The organism is Luteimonas sp. Soil_C_16, from assembly GCF_057657295.1.
The window spans coordinates 201,974-217,228 of sequence record NZ_JBDGIS010000005.1 but is presented as its reverse complement, the minus strand read 5'-3'; the positions used below and the strand labels follow the sequence as shown (position 1 = coordinate 217,228).

The following is a 15,255-nucleotide window of genomic DNA, read 5'->3' as shown; positions in this document are numbered from 1 at the left end:
TGCGCGGCGCCGCGTGCAGCGGATGTCGAACCCGGCGTCCTGGGGCCCGTGTCACGGCTCTAGCGTCCGGCGGCGTCTTCGGCGACGCGGTCGTACAGCAGATCCCAGACGCCGTGCCCGAGCTTCTGCCCGCGGGTTTCGAAATGGGTCTGCGGCCGCCACGGCGGTCGCGGCACATGGCCGCGCGGGCCGGCGCGATTCCGCAGGCCGGGCGTCGCGTCGAGCACGTCCCACATCTGCTCGGCGTAATCCGCCCAGTCGGTCGCCAGATGCAGGCGGCCTTCGGGGCTGAGCTTGCGCACCAGCAAGGCCGCGAACTCCGGCTTCACCAGTCGGCGCTTGTTGTGGCGCTTCTTGTGCCAAGGATCCGGGAAATAGATGCGGATCTCGTCGAGCGCGCCGTCGGCGATCTCGTGTTCCAGCACTTCGACCGCGTCGTGGTGATACACGCGGACATTGCCGTTGCCGTCCTCGGCCAACGCATTGAGCACGCGGCCGACGCCCGGCGCGTGCACTTCGATGCCGATGTGGTCGCGCGCGGGATCCAGCTGCACCGAGTGGCGCAGAGCCGAACCGTTGCCGAACCCGATCTCGACGATGCGCGGCGCGCTGCGGCCGAACACTGCGTCGAAATCACGGGGGGTGCCCCCACGTTCGGATGGTGTGTAGTCCAGACCGAACTTCGGCCACGCGTCGTCGAACGCGCGCTGCTGGGCCGGTGTGAACCGGCCCTGGCGCAGCACGAAGCTGCGGATCTCGCGACGGCCTTCGGTTGCCGTGAACGGCTTCGGCGGGGCCTTGGCACCTTCGCTGGAAAACGGGTTGGTCATCGCGCGTCGATCAGCCCAGCAGACCGTCGACCGGCGAAGACGCGCTGGCGAACCGCTTGCGCGGAATGCGGCCGGCGAGGAACGCCTCGCGACCGGCCTCCACCGCCTTGCGCATCGCGCTGGCCATCAGCACCGGATGGCGCGCGCCGGCGATCGCGGTGTTCATCAGCACGCCGTCGCAGCCCAGCTCCATCGCGATCGCCGCGTCGGACGCGGTGCCGACGCCGGCGTCGACGATGATCGGCACCTTCGCGTTCTCGATGATCTCGATCAGGTTGTATTTGTTCTGGATGCCCAGGCCCGAGCCGATCGGCGCGGCCAGCGGCATCACCGCGGCGCAGCCGATCTCTTCCAGGCGCTTGGCCAGGATCGGATCGTCCGAGGTGTAGACCATGACGTCGAAGCCGTCCTTGACCAGCTGCTCGGCCGCTTTCAGCGTCTGCACGACGTCGGGGAACAGCGTGCGCTGGTCGCCCAGCACTTCGAGCTTGGTCAGGTTGTGGCCGTCGAGCAGTTCGCGCGCGAGGCGACAGGTGCGCACCGCGTCTTCGGCGGTGTAGCAGCCGGCGGTGTTGGGCAGGATGGTGTAGCGGTCCGGCGGCAGCACGTCGAGCAGGTTGGGCTCGCCCGGGGTCTGGCCGATGTTGGTGCGGCGGATCGCGACGGTGACGATCTGCGCGCCCGCGGCCTCGGTGGCCAGGCGGGTCTCGTCGAGATCCTTGAACTTGCCGGTGCCGGTCAGCAGGCGGGAGGAATAGGTCTTGCCGGCGATGATGAGGCCGGCATCAGCGGGGGATGCAGTGGTCATCGGGGGATTATCGCCGATGCGGCCGGGGCATGTGGGCGTTCGCGATCGGCCGTCGGAATCGAGCGCGCTTCGGGCCGCACGCGGAGGTGCCCGGTGGGGCCCGGGCATCATCCGACGCGACGCCGGATGGACGCTCAGCCGCCGCCCAGCGCGTGCACGATCTCGACCCGGTCGCCCTCGTGGATCACGTGTTCGGCGTGGCGGCCGCGCGGCACGATGTCGCCGTTGATCTCGACCGCGACGCGGCGGCCGGCCAGCCCCTGTTGGGTGAGCAGTGCGGCGATGGTGCTGCCGGTGTCGAGGGCGAGATCCTCGCCGTTGAGTCGGATGTTCATGGCCGGATTGTCGCCGCTTCGCGCAGCCGGCGCACGCGTGCCGCACTGCGGCGTGCCGGCGCCGGAAACGGCGTGGGATGATCCCGCGATTCGGCGCCATGCGCTGCCGGATGGACCGGCGGGAACGCGCCGGCCAACGTCAATTCCCCAGGAGAAGCCCCCAGATGTCGTCCACGCCCATCCGTGCCGCCCTTGCCGTTGCGCTCGCCGCGGCCGCCATTCCCGCTCTCGCCGACGACACGTTCTCGCGCACGGTGTTCTTTGGCGACAGTCTCACCGACTCGGGCTATTTCCGTCCGGCCATCGTGCGCGCCGTCGGCGCGCAGGGCGCCCTCCTCGGCCGCTTCACCACCAACCCGGGCCTGACCTGGGCCGAGCACGTGGCCGACCGTTACGGCACCAAGGCGTACCCGAACGGCAACGGCCAGGTCGGCGACAACTACGCTGCCGGCGGTGCGCGCGTGGCCGTGGCCAATCCGACCGCGCTCGGTGTCGCGCCGTCGCTGGCGTCGCAGGTCAATACCTACCTGTCCGCGAATGGTGGCCGTGCCGATGCGAATGCGCTCTACACCGTGTGGGGCGGCGCGAACGATCTGTTCGCGGTTGCCGCCAATCCCGCGCAGGCGCAGCAGATCATCGGCTCGGCGGTCACCGCCCAGGTCGGTCTGGTCGGCACGCTGCAGGGCGCGGGCGCCCGCTACGTCGTGGTGCCGTCCATCCCCGACATCGGCCTGACCCCGCAGTCGCGCGCCGGCGGCGCCGTTGCGATGGCGACCGGCACCGCGCTCGCCAATACCTACAACACCGCGCTCTACGGCGGCCTGGCCAGCCAGGGCCTGCGGGTGATCCCGGTCGACACTTTCCACTTCCTGCAGGAAGTCAGCGCCAGCCCGGCGCTGTACGGCTTCGCCAACGTGACCTCGGCCGCGTGCCGCGCGCAGCCGGGCATCGGCGACTCGTCTGTCTTCTGCAATCCGAACTCGCTGGTCACCCCGTCCGCGGCCGACACTTATCTGTTCGCCGACGGCGTGCACCCGGCCAGCCGCGCGCACGAGATGATCGCCGACCTGGCGATCGCGATGATCGACGGCCCGCAGCAGATCGCGGTGCTGCCGCAGTCGGCGACCGTGAGCGGCCGCGCCCGCGCCGATCGCATCAACAACCGCCTGAGCCTGGCGCCGGCACGCAGCGAAGGCCGCAGCTGGTGGGCCGACGTGCGCGCCGACATGCAGCGTTACGACCACGGCGATGCCTACGATGGCGTCGGCCCGGCGCTGACGGCCGGTATGGACTGGACCTCGGGCAACACCACCTTCGGCGGCTTCGTCGGCTACGGCAAGCAGGGCAACGATTGGGGTCTGCGTCGCGGCAACTGGGACCAGAGCGAAGCGACGGTCGGCGGTTTCGTCGGCTGGCGCGCCGACAGCGGCGCCTGGGTCAACGCGCAGCTGAGCTACACCTGGCTCGACTTCGACACCGACCGCACGGTGCAGATCGGCCCGGTGACGCGCGTGCATTCCGGCCAGGCCGACGGCAGCAACGTGACCGCCGCGATCGGCGCCGGCTGGAACTTCGGCGAAGGCGCGCTGCAGCACGGCCCGGTGCTGTCGCTGGTCGCGCAGCGCATCGAAGTCGACGGTTTCGCCGAAAGCGATCCGACCGTGTCGAGCTCGCTGGCGTACCCGTCGCAGGACATCGACTCGCTGATCGGCAGCGCCGGCTGGCAGTTCGCCTACGCCGCCAGCGACGCGTTCCGCCCCTATGCGCGCCTGACCATCGATCGCGAGTTGGAAGACGCGCCGACGGAAGCCTTCGCGCAGGCGCAGTCGCTGCCGTCGACGCTGCCGTACGCGGTGCCGGCGCGCGGCTACGACAACAGCTACGCCACCGCGACGCTGGGCACGCAGACCAAGCTGTTCGGCCTCGACGCCAACGTCGGCGCCAGCCTGACAATCGGCCAGAAGGGCGGCAGCAACACCACCGCGTTCGCGACGATCGGCGCCGGCTTCTGAAGCCAGCGTCGTCAGGCAACGGCGCCCGGCTGGCGTCGTTGCCAATGCGCGCAGGGCCGGCATAGACTGCCCACCTCGCGCGGGTGTAGCTCAATGGTAGAGCTGTTGCTTCCCAAGCAACTGACGAGGGTTCGATTCCCTTCACCCGCTCCAACCGGTGTGTGTGACATCCGTGCGGCGACACCATCGAACTGGTGTCGCCGTTTTCGTTGGTGGTCCGTCTCTCTTCGCTGTGCGCCTGTCCGGTGATTCGATGAAGCTCGCGATCCTCTCCCGCAACACCAAGCTCTACTCCACCCGGCGCCTGGTCGAGGCCGCGCGCGTGCGCGGGCACACTGTGCGCGTGCTCGATCCGCTGCGCTGCTACATGCGCATCAGCAGCGAAGGGTTCTCGATGCGCTACAAGGGCAAACCGGTCGTCGGCTACGACGCGGTGATCCCGCGCTTCGCGGCATCGGTCACGCGTTACGGCAACGCGGTGCTGCGCCAGTTCGAACTGATGGGCACCTTCGCGCCGAATCCCTCGGCGGCGTTCGCGCGTGCGCGCGACAAGCTGCTGTGCCAGCAACTGCTCGCCGCAGAAGGACTCGGCCTGCCGGTCACCGTGTTCGGCGACAACCCGGACGACACGGATGATCTGCTGGCGATGCTCGGCCCGCCGCCGCACGTCATCAAGCTCAACGAGGGCAGCCAGGGCGCGGGCGTGATGCTCACGGAGAAGCCGTCGGCCTCGCGGGGCGTCGTCGAAGCGCTGCGCGGGCTGTACGCGAGTTTCGTGATGCAGGAATTCATCGCCGAAGCGCAGGGCGCGGACCTGCGCTGCTTCGTCGTCGGCGATCGGGTGATCGGCGCGATGCAGCGTCAGGCGCCGCCGGGTGATTTCCGATCCAACCTGCACCGCGGTGGCACGGCCAGCCCGGTCGAGACGACGCCGGAAGAACGCGCCGCCGCGGTGCAAGCCGCGCAGGTTATCGGCCTCGGCATCGCGGGTGTCGATCTGATCCGCTCCGCGCGTGGTCCGCTGGTGCTGGAGGTCAATGCCTCACCGGGCCTGGAAGGCATCGAAGACGCCACCAGCGACGACATCGCCGGCGGCATCATCGAGTACCTCTCGGCCCACGTCGCGGCGAAGCCACCGACCCGCCGCGCACGGCGTGCGATTCCGAACGGAACTTGAACGTTTTTTTTCCGGATTTCGACGGCGGCATCCCTAATCTGCACATCCGGAATGCGCTCGCGCTCTCTCCGTCCCGGGCAACCGGGGCCGCAGCGAATGACGGCAATCGGGGCAACACTCCTTCGACCCGGGCGGTTTCCGCCCGGGTCTTTTTGTGTCCCGTCCCGGTAACGGCAGTCGACGGCCTGGGCACGTGCCTCGAGCGCGGGCGCGCCGGGCCCGGTTTGTATGCGCGACGACGACGGTCGTCGTGGAAGCATCGCAGCGCTGTGCCATCATCCGGCGCAGACCCGCATTCACCGTATGCGCCCGAGCGGGCGCGACGCCAAGGACACCCAATGCACATCCTCGTCATCGAAGACAACCAGGACATCGCCGCCAACCTCGGCGATTATCTCGAAGACCGCGGCCATACCGTCGATTTCGCCGCCGATGGCGTCACCGGCCTGCATCTGGCCGTGGTCCACGATTTCGACGCGATCGTGCTCGATCTCAATCTGCCGGGTATGGACGGCCTCGAGGTCTGTCGCAAGCTGCGCAACGACGCGCGCAAGCAGACGCCCGTGCTGATGCTCACCGCGCGCGACAGCCTCGACAACAAGCTGGCCGGATTCGATTCGGGCGCCGACGACTATCTGGTCAAGCCGTTCGCGCTGCAGGAAGTGGAAGTCCGCCTCAATGCATTGTCGCGTCGCGGCAAGGGCACGCACACGCGCGTGCTCGACGTCGGCGATGTCGAGTACAACCTCGACACGCTGGAAGTGCGCCGCAGCGGCAAGCTGCTGCAGCTCAATCCGACCGCCCTGAAGATCCTGCAGTCGTTGATGGAGGCCTCGCCGGCGGTGGTGACGCGGCAGGAGCTGGAAACCCGCGTCTGGGGCGAGGAGCTGCCTGATTCGGACTCGCTGCGCGTGCACATCCATGGCCTGCGTGCGGTGATCGACAAGCCGTTCGACACGCCGTACATCCAGACCCGTCACGGCATCGGCTACCGCATCGCGGTTCCCGATGCGGCCACCTGAGCCCAGCCAGGGCCGACCGGCCCGCACGCGCGGGCGCCGTCGTTACCGGCGGCGTCTGCGCAGTCGCATCATCCTGTCGTTCGTGCTGCTCGGTCTCGGGCTCACGACGCTGTTCGCGTTCCTGACCCAGGAGGCGCGCGACCGCGTGGAGAACACGCTGGTCGAAGACCTGATGAACCGCAACATCGACGAGTACGCTCGGCGCTACTACGTCGATCCGGCGCGCAATCCCGCGGTGCCGCTGGAACAGATCCGCGCGCGCGTGATCAAGCGCGACCGCTTCCAGGAGTTGCGCCGAGACCAGCCCGACTGGTACGAACTCGGCGACGGCATCCACAACCTCAGCGGCGTCGACGAGGACGGCACCCCCTTCATGTACAAGCTCGCGGTGCGCAAGACGCCCGACGAGTGGTTCTTCCTCGCCTACGACATGAGCGAGACGATGCGCGGCGCGACGCAGTTCCAGCGCGCGATCTTCGGCTCGGTGGTGCTGGTCTCGCTGTTGTCGCTGCTGATCGGCTGGTGGTCGGCTGCGCGGGTCATGAGTCCGGTGTCGGCGCTGGCGAACCGCTTGCGCAGTTCCGGTGATTCGTCCACGCCCGAGGCGCTCGCGCCGCATTTCCCGGACGACGAGGTCGGCCAGCTGGCGAGCGCGCTCGATGATTACGCGTTCCGGTTGACCGAGGTCGTGCAGCGCGATCGCGAGTTCAACGCCGACGTCAGCCACGAACTGCGCACGCCGCTGGCGGTGATCAAGGGCGCGGTGGAACTGCTGCTGTCGCGCCCGGAGCTCGACGACAAGACCCGCACGCGACTGCAACGCATCCAGCGTGCCGAACAGCAGTGCACCGATCTGATCAGCGCATTGCTGCTGCTCTCGCGCAACGAACGCGGGCACGGCGCGACCGACGTCGGCCGCGTGGTCGAGCAGCTGTTCGACGCGCATCGCGGCCAGCTGGCCGGCAAAACGTTGACGCTGCGGCTCGAGGCCGGCGCGCAGCCGTTGGTCGTCGATGCGCCCGAAGCCGCGGTGACCGTGGCGCTCGGCAATCTCGTCGGCAATGCGATCAAGTACACGCTCGAAGGCGAGGTGGTCGTGCGGTTGGGCGAGCACACCGTCGAAGTCGCCGATTCCGGCCCGGGCCTCAGCGCGGAAGATGCCGCGCGACTGTTCGAGCGCGGCTATCGCGGCACGCATGCCGAGCATTCGCAGGGTGGCGGCATCGGCCTGTCGATCGTGCGGCGTCTGTGCGCGCTGTACGGCTGGCAGGTACGCGTGGTGCCGGGCGCAGTGCGCGGCGTCGTGGCGACGCTGTCGTTCCGGCCCGAGCGGCCGTCGATGCCGGCGAACTGACGCCGGCCCCGAGAGACGCGCGCCGCCCCCGGTTTCCTAGAGGCTCACCCACCAGCAGCCGAGATGCCGGCGCAGGCCGAACACCGTCGTCACCGTGCCGCCGCCGCTCGCGCCGGTCTGGTCGATCCGCAGCGATGTCGGCGGGCGCTCCGGCGCCGCGGTCGGGATCTCGCGCGCGCTGACCCAGCCGGTGAAGCCCGATCGCTCCTGCGCGACCACGGTCTGCGCCGGACGCTGCGCGGTGATGTTGACCAGCGGCCGCTGCGCGATCGCGTCGAGGCGTTCGAGGATCTGGTACCCGCCGCTGTGACTCAGGCCCTGCCAGTGGTAGAGCCCGGCCACGCGATTGGTGTCGCGCTGGTCGATCGCGAAACTCAGTTCCTGGATCAGCCCGCGCAGCTGGCGCTGGCAACCGATCCGCGGCAGGGCGGACGGCGCGGGGCCGCGTCGTGGCGTACTCGTGGTGGCACCGACGGCCGAGCAGGCGCGATCGGTGTAGATCGTGCCGCCGTCGGGTGCGGTGCAGCGACGCACCTGCGCCGACGCGCCCGACAACACACAGACGGCCGCGATCGCCGAGGCGGTCAGCAGCAGGGCGGGGACGGGGTGGCGGGGCATCGGCGCAGCCTAGCGGCTGGCAGGTGATGACGACAGTGGCGCCGGGCGTGGCCGTCAGGACAGGCGCGCGAGGATGGCCTGGGTCGGCTTGGACAGATTGAGCGTATAGAAATGCAGCGCCGGCGCGCCGCCCGCGATCAGGCGTTCGCACAGGCGCGTGACCACCTCCGTCGCCAGTTCGCGGATCGCATCGGCATCGTCGCCGTGCGCGGTCATCTGTCGCTGCATCCAGCGCGGAATCTCGGCGCCGCAGGCTTCCGAGAACCGGCGCAGCTGGCTGAAGTTCGAGATCGGCATGATGCCGGGAATGATCGGAATCTCGACGCCCGCGCGGCGCACGCTGTCGACGAAATGGAAATACGCGTCGGCGTTATAGAAGTACTGGGTGATCGCGGCGTCCGCGCCGGCGTCCACCTTGGCCTTGAAGTGACGCAGGTCCGCGCGCGCGTCGTCGGCTTGCGGGTGGATTTCCGGATAGCAGCCGACCTCGATGCGGAAATGGTCGCCGAATTCGCTGCGGATGAAGGCGACGAGATCGGCCGCGTACCGCAGATCGCCCGGCTGGCCCATGCCCGACGGCAGATCGCCCCGCAACGCGACGATGCGGTTGCAGCCGATCGCGCGGTAAAGCTTCAGCAACTCGCGGATCTCCGCGCGGCTGCCGCCCACGCAGGACAGATGCGGGGCCGCGTCCAGACCGTGCTGCTGCTTGAGCCGGCGCACGGTCTCGGGCGTGTGGCTCAGCGTCGAACCGCCGGCGCCGAAGGTGCACGACACGTATTCGGGCGCATGCACGGCGAGTTTCTTCGCGGTGCGGTCCAGCTGGCTGCGCTGGTCGTCGGTCTTGGGCGGATAGAACTCGAAGCTGAGCGGGAGCATGCGCGGCCTGCGACGGCGGAGTGCCTTGATTGTATCGCTTGATCGCGATGAAAGCGAAGACCCGCACGCCACCCCGCTGCGTGGAACACGCCTTCCCGCCGGCTCCACGCGCGCGGGTCCTATAATTCGCCGGTCGCCCGGCTCCGTGCCGGGCCGTGCCCCTCGACGGTCCTGGCCGCCGACCGGCGTCCTCCCCCAAGGATCCCGTCATGAAAAAATTCCTCAAGGCCCTCGTCGGCCTCGTCGTGCTGGTGGCGATCGCCGCCGGTCTGTTTCTCTACTGGCCGCTGTTCGAACGCGCGCCGCCCGAGCCGGACAACGCCGAGCCCGTCGACGTGGTGCTGATCGGCGCCGGCGTCATGAGTGTCACGCTGGCCACGTACCTGCAGGAACTCGAGCCCGACTGGCGCATCGAGATGTACGAGCGCCTGGATGGCGTGTCGCTCGAAAGTTCGGACGGCTGGAACAACGCCGGCACCGGACACTCGGGCTTCGCCGAACTCAACTACACGCCCGAACGCGAGGACGGCAGCATCGAGACCGCGCGTGCGGTCGACATCGCCGAACAGTTCGAGATCTCGCGCCAGTTCTGGTCGCACCAGGTCGAAGCCGGCCGTCTCGGCGCGCCGGGTGAATTCATCAACGCCACCCCGCACATGAGCTTTGTCTGGGGCGACGCGAACATCGATTACCTGCGCCGGCGCCACGCTGCGCTGTCGAAGGAGCCGCTGTTCAACGGCATGGCGTACTCGGAAGATCCGAAGCAGATCGCCGCGTGGGCGCCGCTGATGATGCAGGGGCGCGATCCGGCGCAGAGGATCGCCGCGACCTGGATGCCGCTCGGCACCGACGTCAATTTCGGCGTGATCACCCGCCAGCTGACCCAGGCACTGGAGCGCAGCCCGAACTTCGGCCTGCATCTGCGTCACGAAGTCCGCAAGCTGCAGCGCAATGACGACGGCACCTGGACCGTCGCGGTGCACGATCTGGCGAGCGACACGACGCGCTCGATCCGGACGAAGTTCGTGTTCGTCGGCGCCGGCGGTGCCGCACTGACGATGCTGCAGCACTCGGGCATCCCGGAAGCCGCGAACTACGGTGGCTTCCCGGTCGGTGGCCAGTTCCTCGCTGCCGACAATCCGGCCGTCACCGCGCAGCATGAGGTGAAGGCCTACGGCAAGGCGGAAGAAGGCTCGCCGCCGATGTCGGTACCGCATCTCGATGCGCGCATGCTCGACGGCAAGCCGGTGCTGCTGTTCGGCCCGTTCGCGCTGCAGAGCACGCGTTTCCTCAAGCACGGCTCGTGGTTCGACCTGTTCTCCTCGGTCAACAACCACAACGTCGCCGGCATGATGCGCGTGGGCGCGGAGAACCGGGATCTGGTGGGCTATCTCATCAGCCAGGCGCGCCTGTCGGACGCCGATCGCATGGCTGAACTGCAGAAGTACTATCCGGGCGCGCAGCCCGCCGACTGGCGTCTGGTGACCGCAGGTCAGCGCGTGCAGGTGATCAAGCGCGATCCGGAGAAGGGCGCGATCCTGCAGTTCGGGACCGAGATCGTCACCGATGCCGACGGCAGCATTGCTGCGCTGCTGGGTGCGTCGCCGGGCGCGTCGACATCGCCGAAGATCATGCTCGACGTGATGCGCAAGGCCTATCCGGCGCAGATGGACGGCCCGTGGCGCGAACGCATCGCGCAGATCGTCCCGTCGTTCGGCCAGACACTCAACACCGATGTCGCGTTGACCAACCGCATCCGCGGCATGACCAGCCGCGTGCTGCAGCTGCCGTATCACGAAGTGCCTGGCGCCGCGGTCGGCGATGGCCAGCCGCCGGCGGCGAACGACGAACTGCACGGTCCCGATGAAGGCCCGGACGAGGCCGAGCTCGACCGGCGCACGCAGGCGCTGTGATCCAAACGAACAGGCGGGCCGCGAGGCCCGCCTTTTTCTTGCGCGGTGCAGGCGCGTTACCCTGTCGCGCCCCGCATGCGACCCGCCGATGTCCATCGTTCTCACGCCGTTCGCCCGCCCGCGTCTGTTCCCGCGCACGCCGCGCGGCAACACCATCCAGGACATCACGCCCGCGCAGTTCGAGGCGCATCTCAACACCGAAACGCCGCACGCCGTGCTCGACGGCTACGCGCCGTTCTGCAAGCTGCACGTGCATCGCAACTGGACCTCGACGCGCTGCCTGACGGTGCCGATCACCGACGCCAACCGGCACCTGCTGCGCTCGGGTTACGAAGCGCGCAACAGCGCGGAACTGCCGGTGCTCGTGCGCTGGTTCGAAGGCGTGGAGTCGCCACGTGCCGAGTATCTCGTCGTGATCCTCTACAGCGCCGAACAGCTCGCGAAGGAAGGCTCGCCGATCGATGCGGACTGGGGCATCGTCGGCTGCATCTACACCGCCGAGCCGGAGGAGATTCCAATGGCCCCGATCACGATGCTGCGCAATGCGCTGGGCGTGGAGGAGGGCGGTTCCGGCGTGCCGCTCGATCGCGAGGCCTACCGGCGCAGCGTGGACTTCTGGGAGCGGAACGCGAACTGGCGGCCCTGAGACGGATCCACACCTCGCAGCGGAAAACGGGCGCCTTTCGGCGCCCGTTCCGTGTCGCATCCGCGAAGCGGATCGATCAGTAGCGGTAGTGGTCCGGCTTGAATGGGCCTTCGACCGGCACGCCGATGTAGTCGGCCTGTTCCTTCGACAGCGTGGTCAGCTTCACGCCGATCTTCTCGAGGTGCAGGCGCGCGACTTCCTCGTCGAGCTGCTTGGGCAGCAGGTACACCTTGTTCTCGTAGGTGTCCTTGTTCGCCCACAGGTCGATCTGGGCGAGGGTCTGGTTGGCGAACGAGTTCGACATGACGAAGCTCGGGTGGCCGGTGGCGCAGCCGAGGTTCACCAGGCGGCCGTCGGCCAGCAGGAAGATCGCGTTGCCGTTGCCGAACACGTACTTGTCGACCTGCGGCTTGATGTTGATCTTCTCGACGCCCTTCAGCGCATTGAGCGCGTCGACCTGGATCTCGTTGTCGAAGTGGCCGATGTTGCAGACGATCGCCTGGTCCTTCATGCCCTGCATGTGCTCGACCGTGATGATGTCCTTGTTGCCGGTCGTGGTGACGTAGATGTCGCCGCGGCCCAGCGTGGACTCGATCGTGTTGACCTCGAAGCCTTCCATCGCCGCCTGCAATGCGCAGATCGGATCGATCTCGGTGACGACGACGCGCGCGCCGTAGGCACGCAGCGACGCGGCGCAGCCCTTACCCACGTCGCCGTAGCCGCAGACCACGGCGACCTTGCCGGCCAGCATCACGTCCATCGCGCGCTTCAGGCCGTCGGCCAGCGATTCGCGGCAGCCGTAGAGGTTGTCGAACTTCGACTTGGTGACCGAGTCGTTGACGTTGATCGCGGGCACCAGCAGCGTGCCGGCCTGGGCCAGCTGGTACAGGCGGTGCACGCCGGTGGTGGTCTCTTCGGAGACGCCCTTCCACTCGGCGACGGTGCGGGTCCAGAAGTCCGGACGCTCGCTGCGCACGCGCTTGAGCAGCGCCTTGATGACCTGCTCTTCGTGGCTGCCGCCGGTGCTGTTGACCCAGCTCTCGTCGCCCTTTTCGAGCTCATAACCTTTGTGGATCAGGAGGGTCACGTCGCCGCCGTCGTCGACGACCAGCTCGGGACCGATCAGGCCGCCCTTGCCGTCGGGGAAGCTCAGCGCGTCGAGCGTGCAGTCCCAGTACTCCTCCAGCGTCTCGCCCTTCCACGCGAACACCGGCGTGCCGGTCTTGGCGATCGCGGCGGCGGCGTGGTCCTGGGTCGAGAAGATGTTGCATGAGGCCCAGCGCACGTCGGCGCCGATGTCCTTGAGGGTTTCGATCAGCACTGCGGTCTGGATCGTCATGTGCAGCGAACCGGTCACGCGCACGCCCTTGAGCGGCAGGGTGGCGGCGTGCTTCTTGCGGATCGACATCAGGCCCGGCATCTCGTGCTCGGCGATGTCGAGTTCCTTGCGGCCCCAGTCGGCGAGCGTGATGTCGGCGACCTTGTAATCGCCGTCGGTCGAGAAGGTCTTCAGCTGTGCGTTCATAGCAGGCTCCGTAGTGGAATGCGCCATGCGCATTCGCGATTACGGGCGCCGTTCACAGGACACCGCGCCGAGCCTGGCCGTGCAGTCCACGGTCGCAGCGCCCCTCGGCGAGGCGACCCCCATTCTATCGCAGGCGTGTGACTGACGACCTGCTGCCGGAGCCGGCAACCGCGCCGATCGAAGCCGTCGGCATGAACGTGGATTCAGGCTGCGGCGACGACCTCGGGTTTACCCCAGTAGGTCGCTTTCGTCCGCATGCAAGACCATGTCCGCACCGCGCTGGATGCGTGGCTCCCATGAACAGGACGAGGCAACGCGTTTGAACATGCACGTACATGATGGCGGCGGCTCCATTGCACCGACCCTGCCCACCCCGACGCTCGATCCCACGCGGCACAACGTGGTGGCCGGCGACACTGTCGCGACGCTCGCCGAGCGCTACATGGTCAGCCCCGAGGCGATCCACGCGGCCAATCCGCAGCTGGTTTCGCCCACTGCGCAGGGCGGCAATGCGATCCAGCCTGGCGATGTGATCGAGATTCCGGCCTCGCCGATGAGCGCCAGCGGCGACATCGACGGCGGCAGCGCGAACCATTCCACCACCGACGTCAAAGTCAGCGCCAAGGCCGCTGACGGCAGCATCACCTGGCAGCCCGACAGCCGCACGGTCAAGCTCACCGCGGAGCAGGAAGTCGAGCTCGGCAACAACCGCGCCGAGGGCGCGCCGGCGAGCAGCCGTGGGGCGTCGATCAGCGTGGCCAGCGAGTCTTCCGTCGAATTCCAGCAAAGCCAGGGCGACGGCACGACGTCGTTTTCGGTCACCACCGGTTCGCAGATCAGCGTGTCGGGCGAAGCGAACGCAGGCGGCCGCGGCGGCGCCGAGGTCGAGGCGAGCGCCGCGACCGGTTTCGAGTCCACCTACAAGGTCACGCTGCCGGGCGAAGGCCAGACGGTCGAGGCGGCGGCTGCCGTGAATCCCTTCGATCCGACGACCATCCCGGTCGGCGGCAGTGTCACCCTCGACAGCAGCGCATTCACCGAAACTGCCTTGGCCGGCTCGTTCCGCATGATCGGAACGGAGAACAACATCAAGGCGTCCGACGGCGTGAGCTACACCGTCGAGCGCGTGGACGCGGACACCGTGCGCGTGACCACCGGCCCCACCGAGACGATCAATGCGTTCAACGGCATCGGCCTGCGCGTGGGCGATCTGTCGGTGATGGCGGGCCGCGAAGACCAGCTGCATGGCGCGACCCTGCAGACGGCCGAGTTCGACATCTCCAGCGTCGAAGGCCAGGCCGCGTATGCGCACTTCAACGCGACAGGTCAGGTCGCGCATGCAACGCCGGGCGTCGACAACGTCGCGACGATCTCGCGCATCGACTACTCGTCGCAGACCCAGCTGCGCGCCGGCTTCGACCAGCTCAGCATCGCGCTCGGTGGCCAGGCCAATCTCGGCAGCACCGTGCAGGTGGAATATGCCGACGGCTCGCGCGCACTGACCACCGATCTGAGCTACGGCAGCAACGTGCCGCTGACGATCGAGCAACGCTTCGACGCCGCCGGCAACGAACTGCCGGGCGAGCGCAGCTACGCGTTCGAACTCAGCACCGATCGACCGTCCTACAACTGGTTCGAGCGCAACATCCTCGGCAGGAACGAAGCCAGCGAAGAACAGGCCAATGCCGATCTGCTGAACTGGGCACTGACTGGCGGATTCGACGGCGGTGGTCCGGTCGGTGCGGGCGACACGGTGACGCTGACCTTCAGCGAATCGCAGCTCGAAGCGCTGATCGGCCAGACCCGCGCGACGGTCGAGGGCGGGCAGGGCATCGGCGGCGCGCACAGCGATCTGCGCGTGCTCGTCGAGGACTACAGCGGCAAGCCGGTCAACGACACGATGGACTTCGCCGTCTCGCTCGCCCGCAACCTGGGCGGCGATCCCTACGGCTTCGCCGCGCGTCTGCAGACCGTTTCCGCAGGCGCCGACGGCAACGTCGCCAACGACAGCTACGCACGTATCGATGCGGATGTGCAGGTGCGCTGACCCGCTGCACGGTTTGGCATCGACTGGATGTCAGGTTTGGGGGCCGCCTTCGGGCGGCCCCGTTTTTTTGGAGCGTCGTGGACACGCGC

General features: G+C 68.2%; 13 protein-coding genes, 1 tRNA gene and 1 riboswitch. Of the genes, 8 read left to right on the top strand and 6 right to left on the bottom strand.

Annotation, left to right across the window (positions count from 1 at the left end; translation table 11 throughout):
- Positions 1-59: 59 nt before the first annotated feature.
- The 3 genes from trmB to thiS form a co-directional block, all read right to left on the bottom strand.
- Positions 60-830 carry a tRNA (guanosine(46)-N7)-methyltransferase TrmB gene (trmB, locus tag AC3A5T_RS11550; protein ID WP_487628691.1) on the bottom strand — a complete coding sequence of 257 codons (771 nt, stop codon included), beginning with the start codon at positions 828-830 and terminating at the stop codon, positions 60-62.
- 10 nt (positions 831-840) lie between these two features.
- Positions 841-1,638, bottom strand: a complete 798-nt coding sequence (locus AC3A5T_RS11545) for a thiazole synthase (protein WP_487628690.1) — start codon at positions 1,636-1,638, stop codon at positions 841-843.
- A gap of 134 nt (positions 1,639-1,772) precedes the next feature.
- The gene (gene thiS, locus AC3A5T_RS11540; protein ID WP_487628689.1) at positions 1,773-1,973 is read right to left on the bottom strand and encodes a sulfur carrier protein ThiS; all 201 of its coding nucleotides are present in this window, start codon (positions 1,971-1,973) and stop codon (positions 1,773-1,775) included.
- A 164-nt stretch (positions 1,974-2,137) separates the two neighbouring features.
- On the opposite strand from thiS, the gene AC3A5T_RS11535 reads away from it, so the two are divergent.
- The 5 genes from AC3A5T_RS11535 (at position 2,138) to AC3A5T_RS11515 (ending at position 7,538) form a co-directional block, all read left to right on the top strand.
- On the top strand, positions 2,138-3,985 hold the full coding sequence (locus AC3A5T_RS11535; protein WP_487628688.1) for an autotransporter domain-containing protein: 1,848 nt from the start codon (positions 2,138-2,140) through the stop codon (positions 3,983-3,985).
- Between the two features lie 79 nt (positions 3,986-4,064).
- Positions 4,065-4,138: transfer RNA gene (locus tag AC3A5T_RS11530), tRNA-Gly, on the top strand.
- A gap of 100 nt (positions 4,139-4,238) precedes the next feature.
- Positions 4,239-5,162, top strand: coding sequence for a 30S ribosomal protein S6--L-glutamate ligase (rimK, locus tag AC3A5T_RS11525; RefSeq protein ID WP_487628687.1), 924 nt, complete (start codon positions 4,239-4,241; stop codon positions 5,160-5,162).
- Positions 5,163-5,500: 338 nt separating this feature from the next.
- Positions 5,501-6,184: a response regulator transcription factor gene (locus AC3A5T_RS11520; RefSeq protein ID WP_487628686.1), complete on the top strand. Its 684-nt coding sequence runs from the start codon at positions 5,501-5,503 to the stop codon at positions 6,182-6,184.
- Positions 6,171-7,538, top strand: coding sequence for a sensor histidine kinase (locus tag AC3A5T_RS11515; RefSeq protein WP_487628685.1), 1,368 nt, complete (start codon positions 6,171-6,173; stop codon positions 7,536-7,538). The genes AC3A5T_RS11520 and AC3A5T_RS11515 overlap by 14 nt, the downstream gene beginning before the upstream one ends.
- Positions 7,539-7,574: 36 nt before the next feature.
- Here AC3A5T_RS11515 and AC3A5T_RS11510 read toward each other — a convergent pair whose 3' ends face one another.
- Both AC3A5T_RS11510 and metF read right to left on the bottom strand, forming a co-directional pair.
- A complete protein-coding gene (locus AC3A5T_RS11510) occupies positions 7,575-8,156 on the bottom strand; it encodes a hypothetical protein (RefSeq protein WP_487628684.1) in 582 nt (193 codons plus the stop codon).
- A 54-nt stretch (positions 8,157-8,210) separates the two neighbouring features.
- Complete coding sequence (metF, locus tag AC3A5T_RS11505; protein ID WP_487628683.1) at positions 8,211-9,035, bottom strand: methylenetetrahydrofolate reductase [NAD(P)H]; 825 nt, start codon at positions 9,033-9,035, stop codon at positions 8,211-8,213.
- A gap of 209 nt (positions 9,036-9,244) precedes the next feature.
- Here metF and mqo point away from each other — a divergent pair, with 209 nt between their 5' ends.
- Together mqo and AC3A5T_RS11495 are read left to right on the top strand one after the other, a co-directional pair.
- The gene (gene mqo / locus AC3A5T_RS11500) at positions 9,245-10,948 is read left to right on the top strand and encodes a malate dehydrogenase (quinone) (RefSeq protein WP_487628682.1); all 1,704 of its coding nucleotides are present in this window, start codon (positions 9,245-9,247) and stop codon (positions 10,946-10,948) included.
- 88 nt (positions 10,949-11,036) lie between these two features.
- Complete coding sequence (locus AC3A5T_RS11495) at positions 11,037-11,594, top strand: DUF3228 family protein (protein WP_487628681.1); 558 nt, start codon at positions 11,037-11,039, stop codon at positions 11,592-11,594.
- A gap of 76 nt (positions 11,595-11,670) precedes the next feature.
- On the opposite strand, the gene ahcY is transcribed toward AC3A5T_RS11495, so the two are convergent.
- A complete protein-coding gene (ahcY, locus tag AC3A5T_RS11490) occupies positions 11,671-13,119 on the bottom strand; it encodes an adenosylhomocysteinase (protein WP_487628680.1) in 1,449 nt (482 codons plus the stop codon).
- A 36-nt stretch (positions 13,120-13,155) separates the two neighbouring features.
- Positions 13,156-13,231, bottom strand: a riboswitch (S-adenosyl-L-homocysteine riboswitch).
- 213 nt (positions 13,232-13,444) lie between these two features.
- Here ahcY and AC3A5T_RS11485 point away from each other — a divergent pair.
- Positions 13,445-15,166: a LysM peptidoglycan-binding domain-containing protein gene (locus tag AC3A5T_RS11485; RefSeq protein WP_487628679.1), complete on the top strand. Its 1,722-nt coding sequence runs from the start codon at positions 13,445-13,447 to the stop codon at positions 15,164-15,166.
- The last annotated feature ends 89 nt before the right edge of the window (positions 15,167-15,255 follow it).

Coding starts and splice junctions, on each gene's coding strand:
- rimK (WP_487628687.1), top strand. CDS start 4,239: ATGAAGCTCGCGATCCTCTCCCGCAACACCAAGCTCTACTCCACCCGG.
- AC3A5T_RS11495 (WP_487628681.1), top strand. CDS start 11,037: ATGTCCATCGTTCTCACGCCGTTCGCCCGCCCGCGTCTGTTCCCGCGC.
- thiS (WP_487628689.1), bottom strand. CDS start 1,973: ATGAACATCCGACTCAACGGCGAGGATCTCGCCCTCGACACCGGCAGC.
- mqo (WP_487628682.1), top strand. CDS start 9,245: ATGAAAAAATTCCTCAAGGCCCTCGTCGGCCTCGTCGTGCTGGTGGCG.
- AC3A5T_RS11545 (WP_487628690.1), bottom strand. CDS start 1,638: ATGACCACTGCATCCCCCGCTGATGCCGGCCTCATCATCGCCGGCAAG.
- AC3A5T_RS11485 (WP_487628679.1), top strand. CDS start 13,445: ATGCACGTACATGATGGCGGCGGCTCCATTGCACCGACCCTGCCCACC.
- metF (WP_487628683.1), bottom strand. CDS start 9,035: ATGCTCCCGCTCAGCTTCGAGTTCTATCCGCCCAAGACCGACGACCAG.
- trmB (WP_487628691.1), bottom strand. CDS start 830: ATGACCAACCCGTTTTCCAGCGAAGGTGCCAAGGCCCCGCCGAAGCCG.
- AC3A5T_RS11520 (WP_487628686.1), top strand. CDS start 5,501: ATGCACATCCTCGTCATCGAAGACAACCAGGACATCGCCGCCAACCTC.
- AC3A5T_RS11510 (WP_487628684.1), bottom strand. CDS start 8,156: ATGCCCCGCCACCCCGTCCCCGCCCTGCTGCTGACCGCCTCGGCGATC.
- AC3A5T_RS11515 (WP_487628685.1), top strand. CDS start 6,171: ATGCGGCCACCTGAGCCCAGCCAGGGCCGACCGGCCCGCACGCGCGGG.
- AC3A5T_RS11535 (WP_487628688.1), top strand. CDS start 2,138: ATGTCGTCCACGCCCATCCGTGCCGCCCTTGCCGTTGCGCTCGCCGCG.
- ahcY (WP_487628680.1), bottom strand. CDS start 13,119: ATGAACGCACAGCTGAAGACCTTCTCGACCGACGGCGATTACAAGGTC.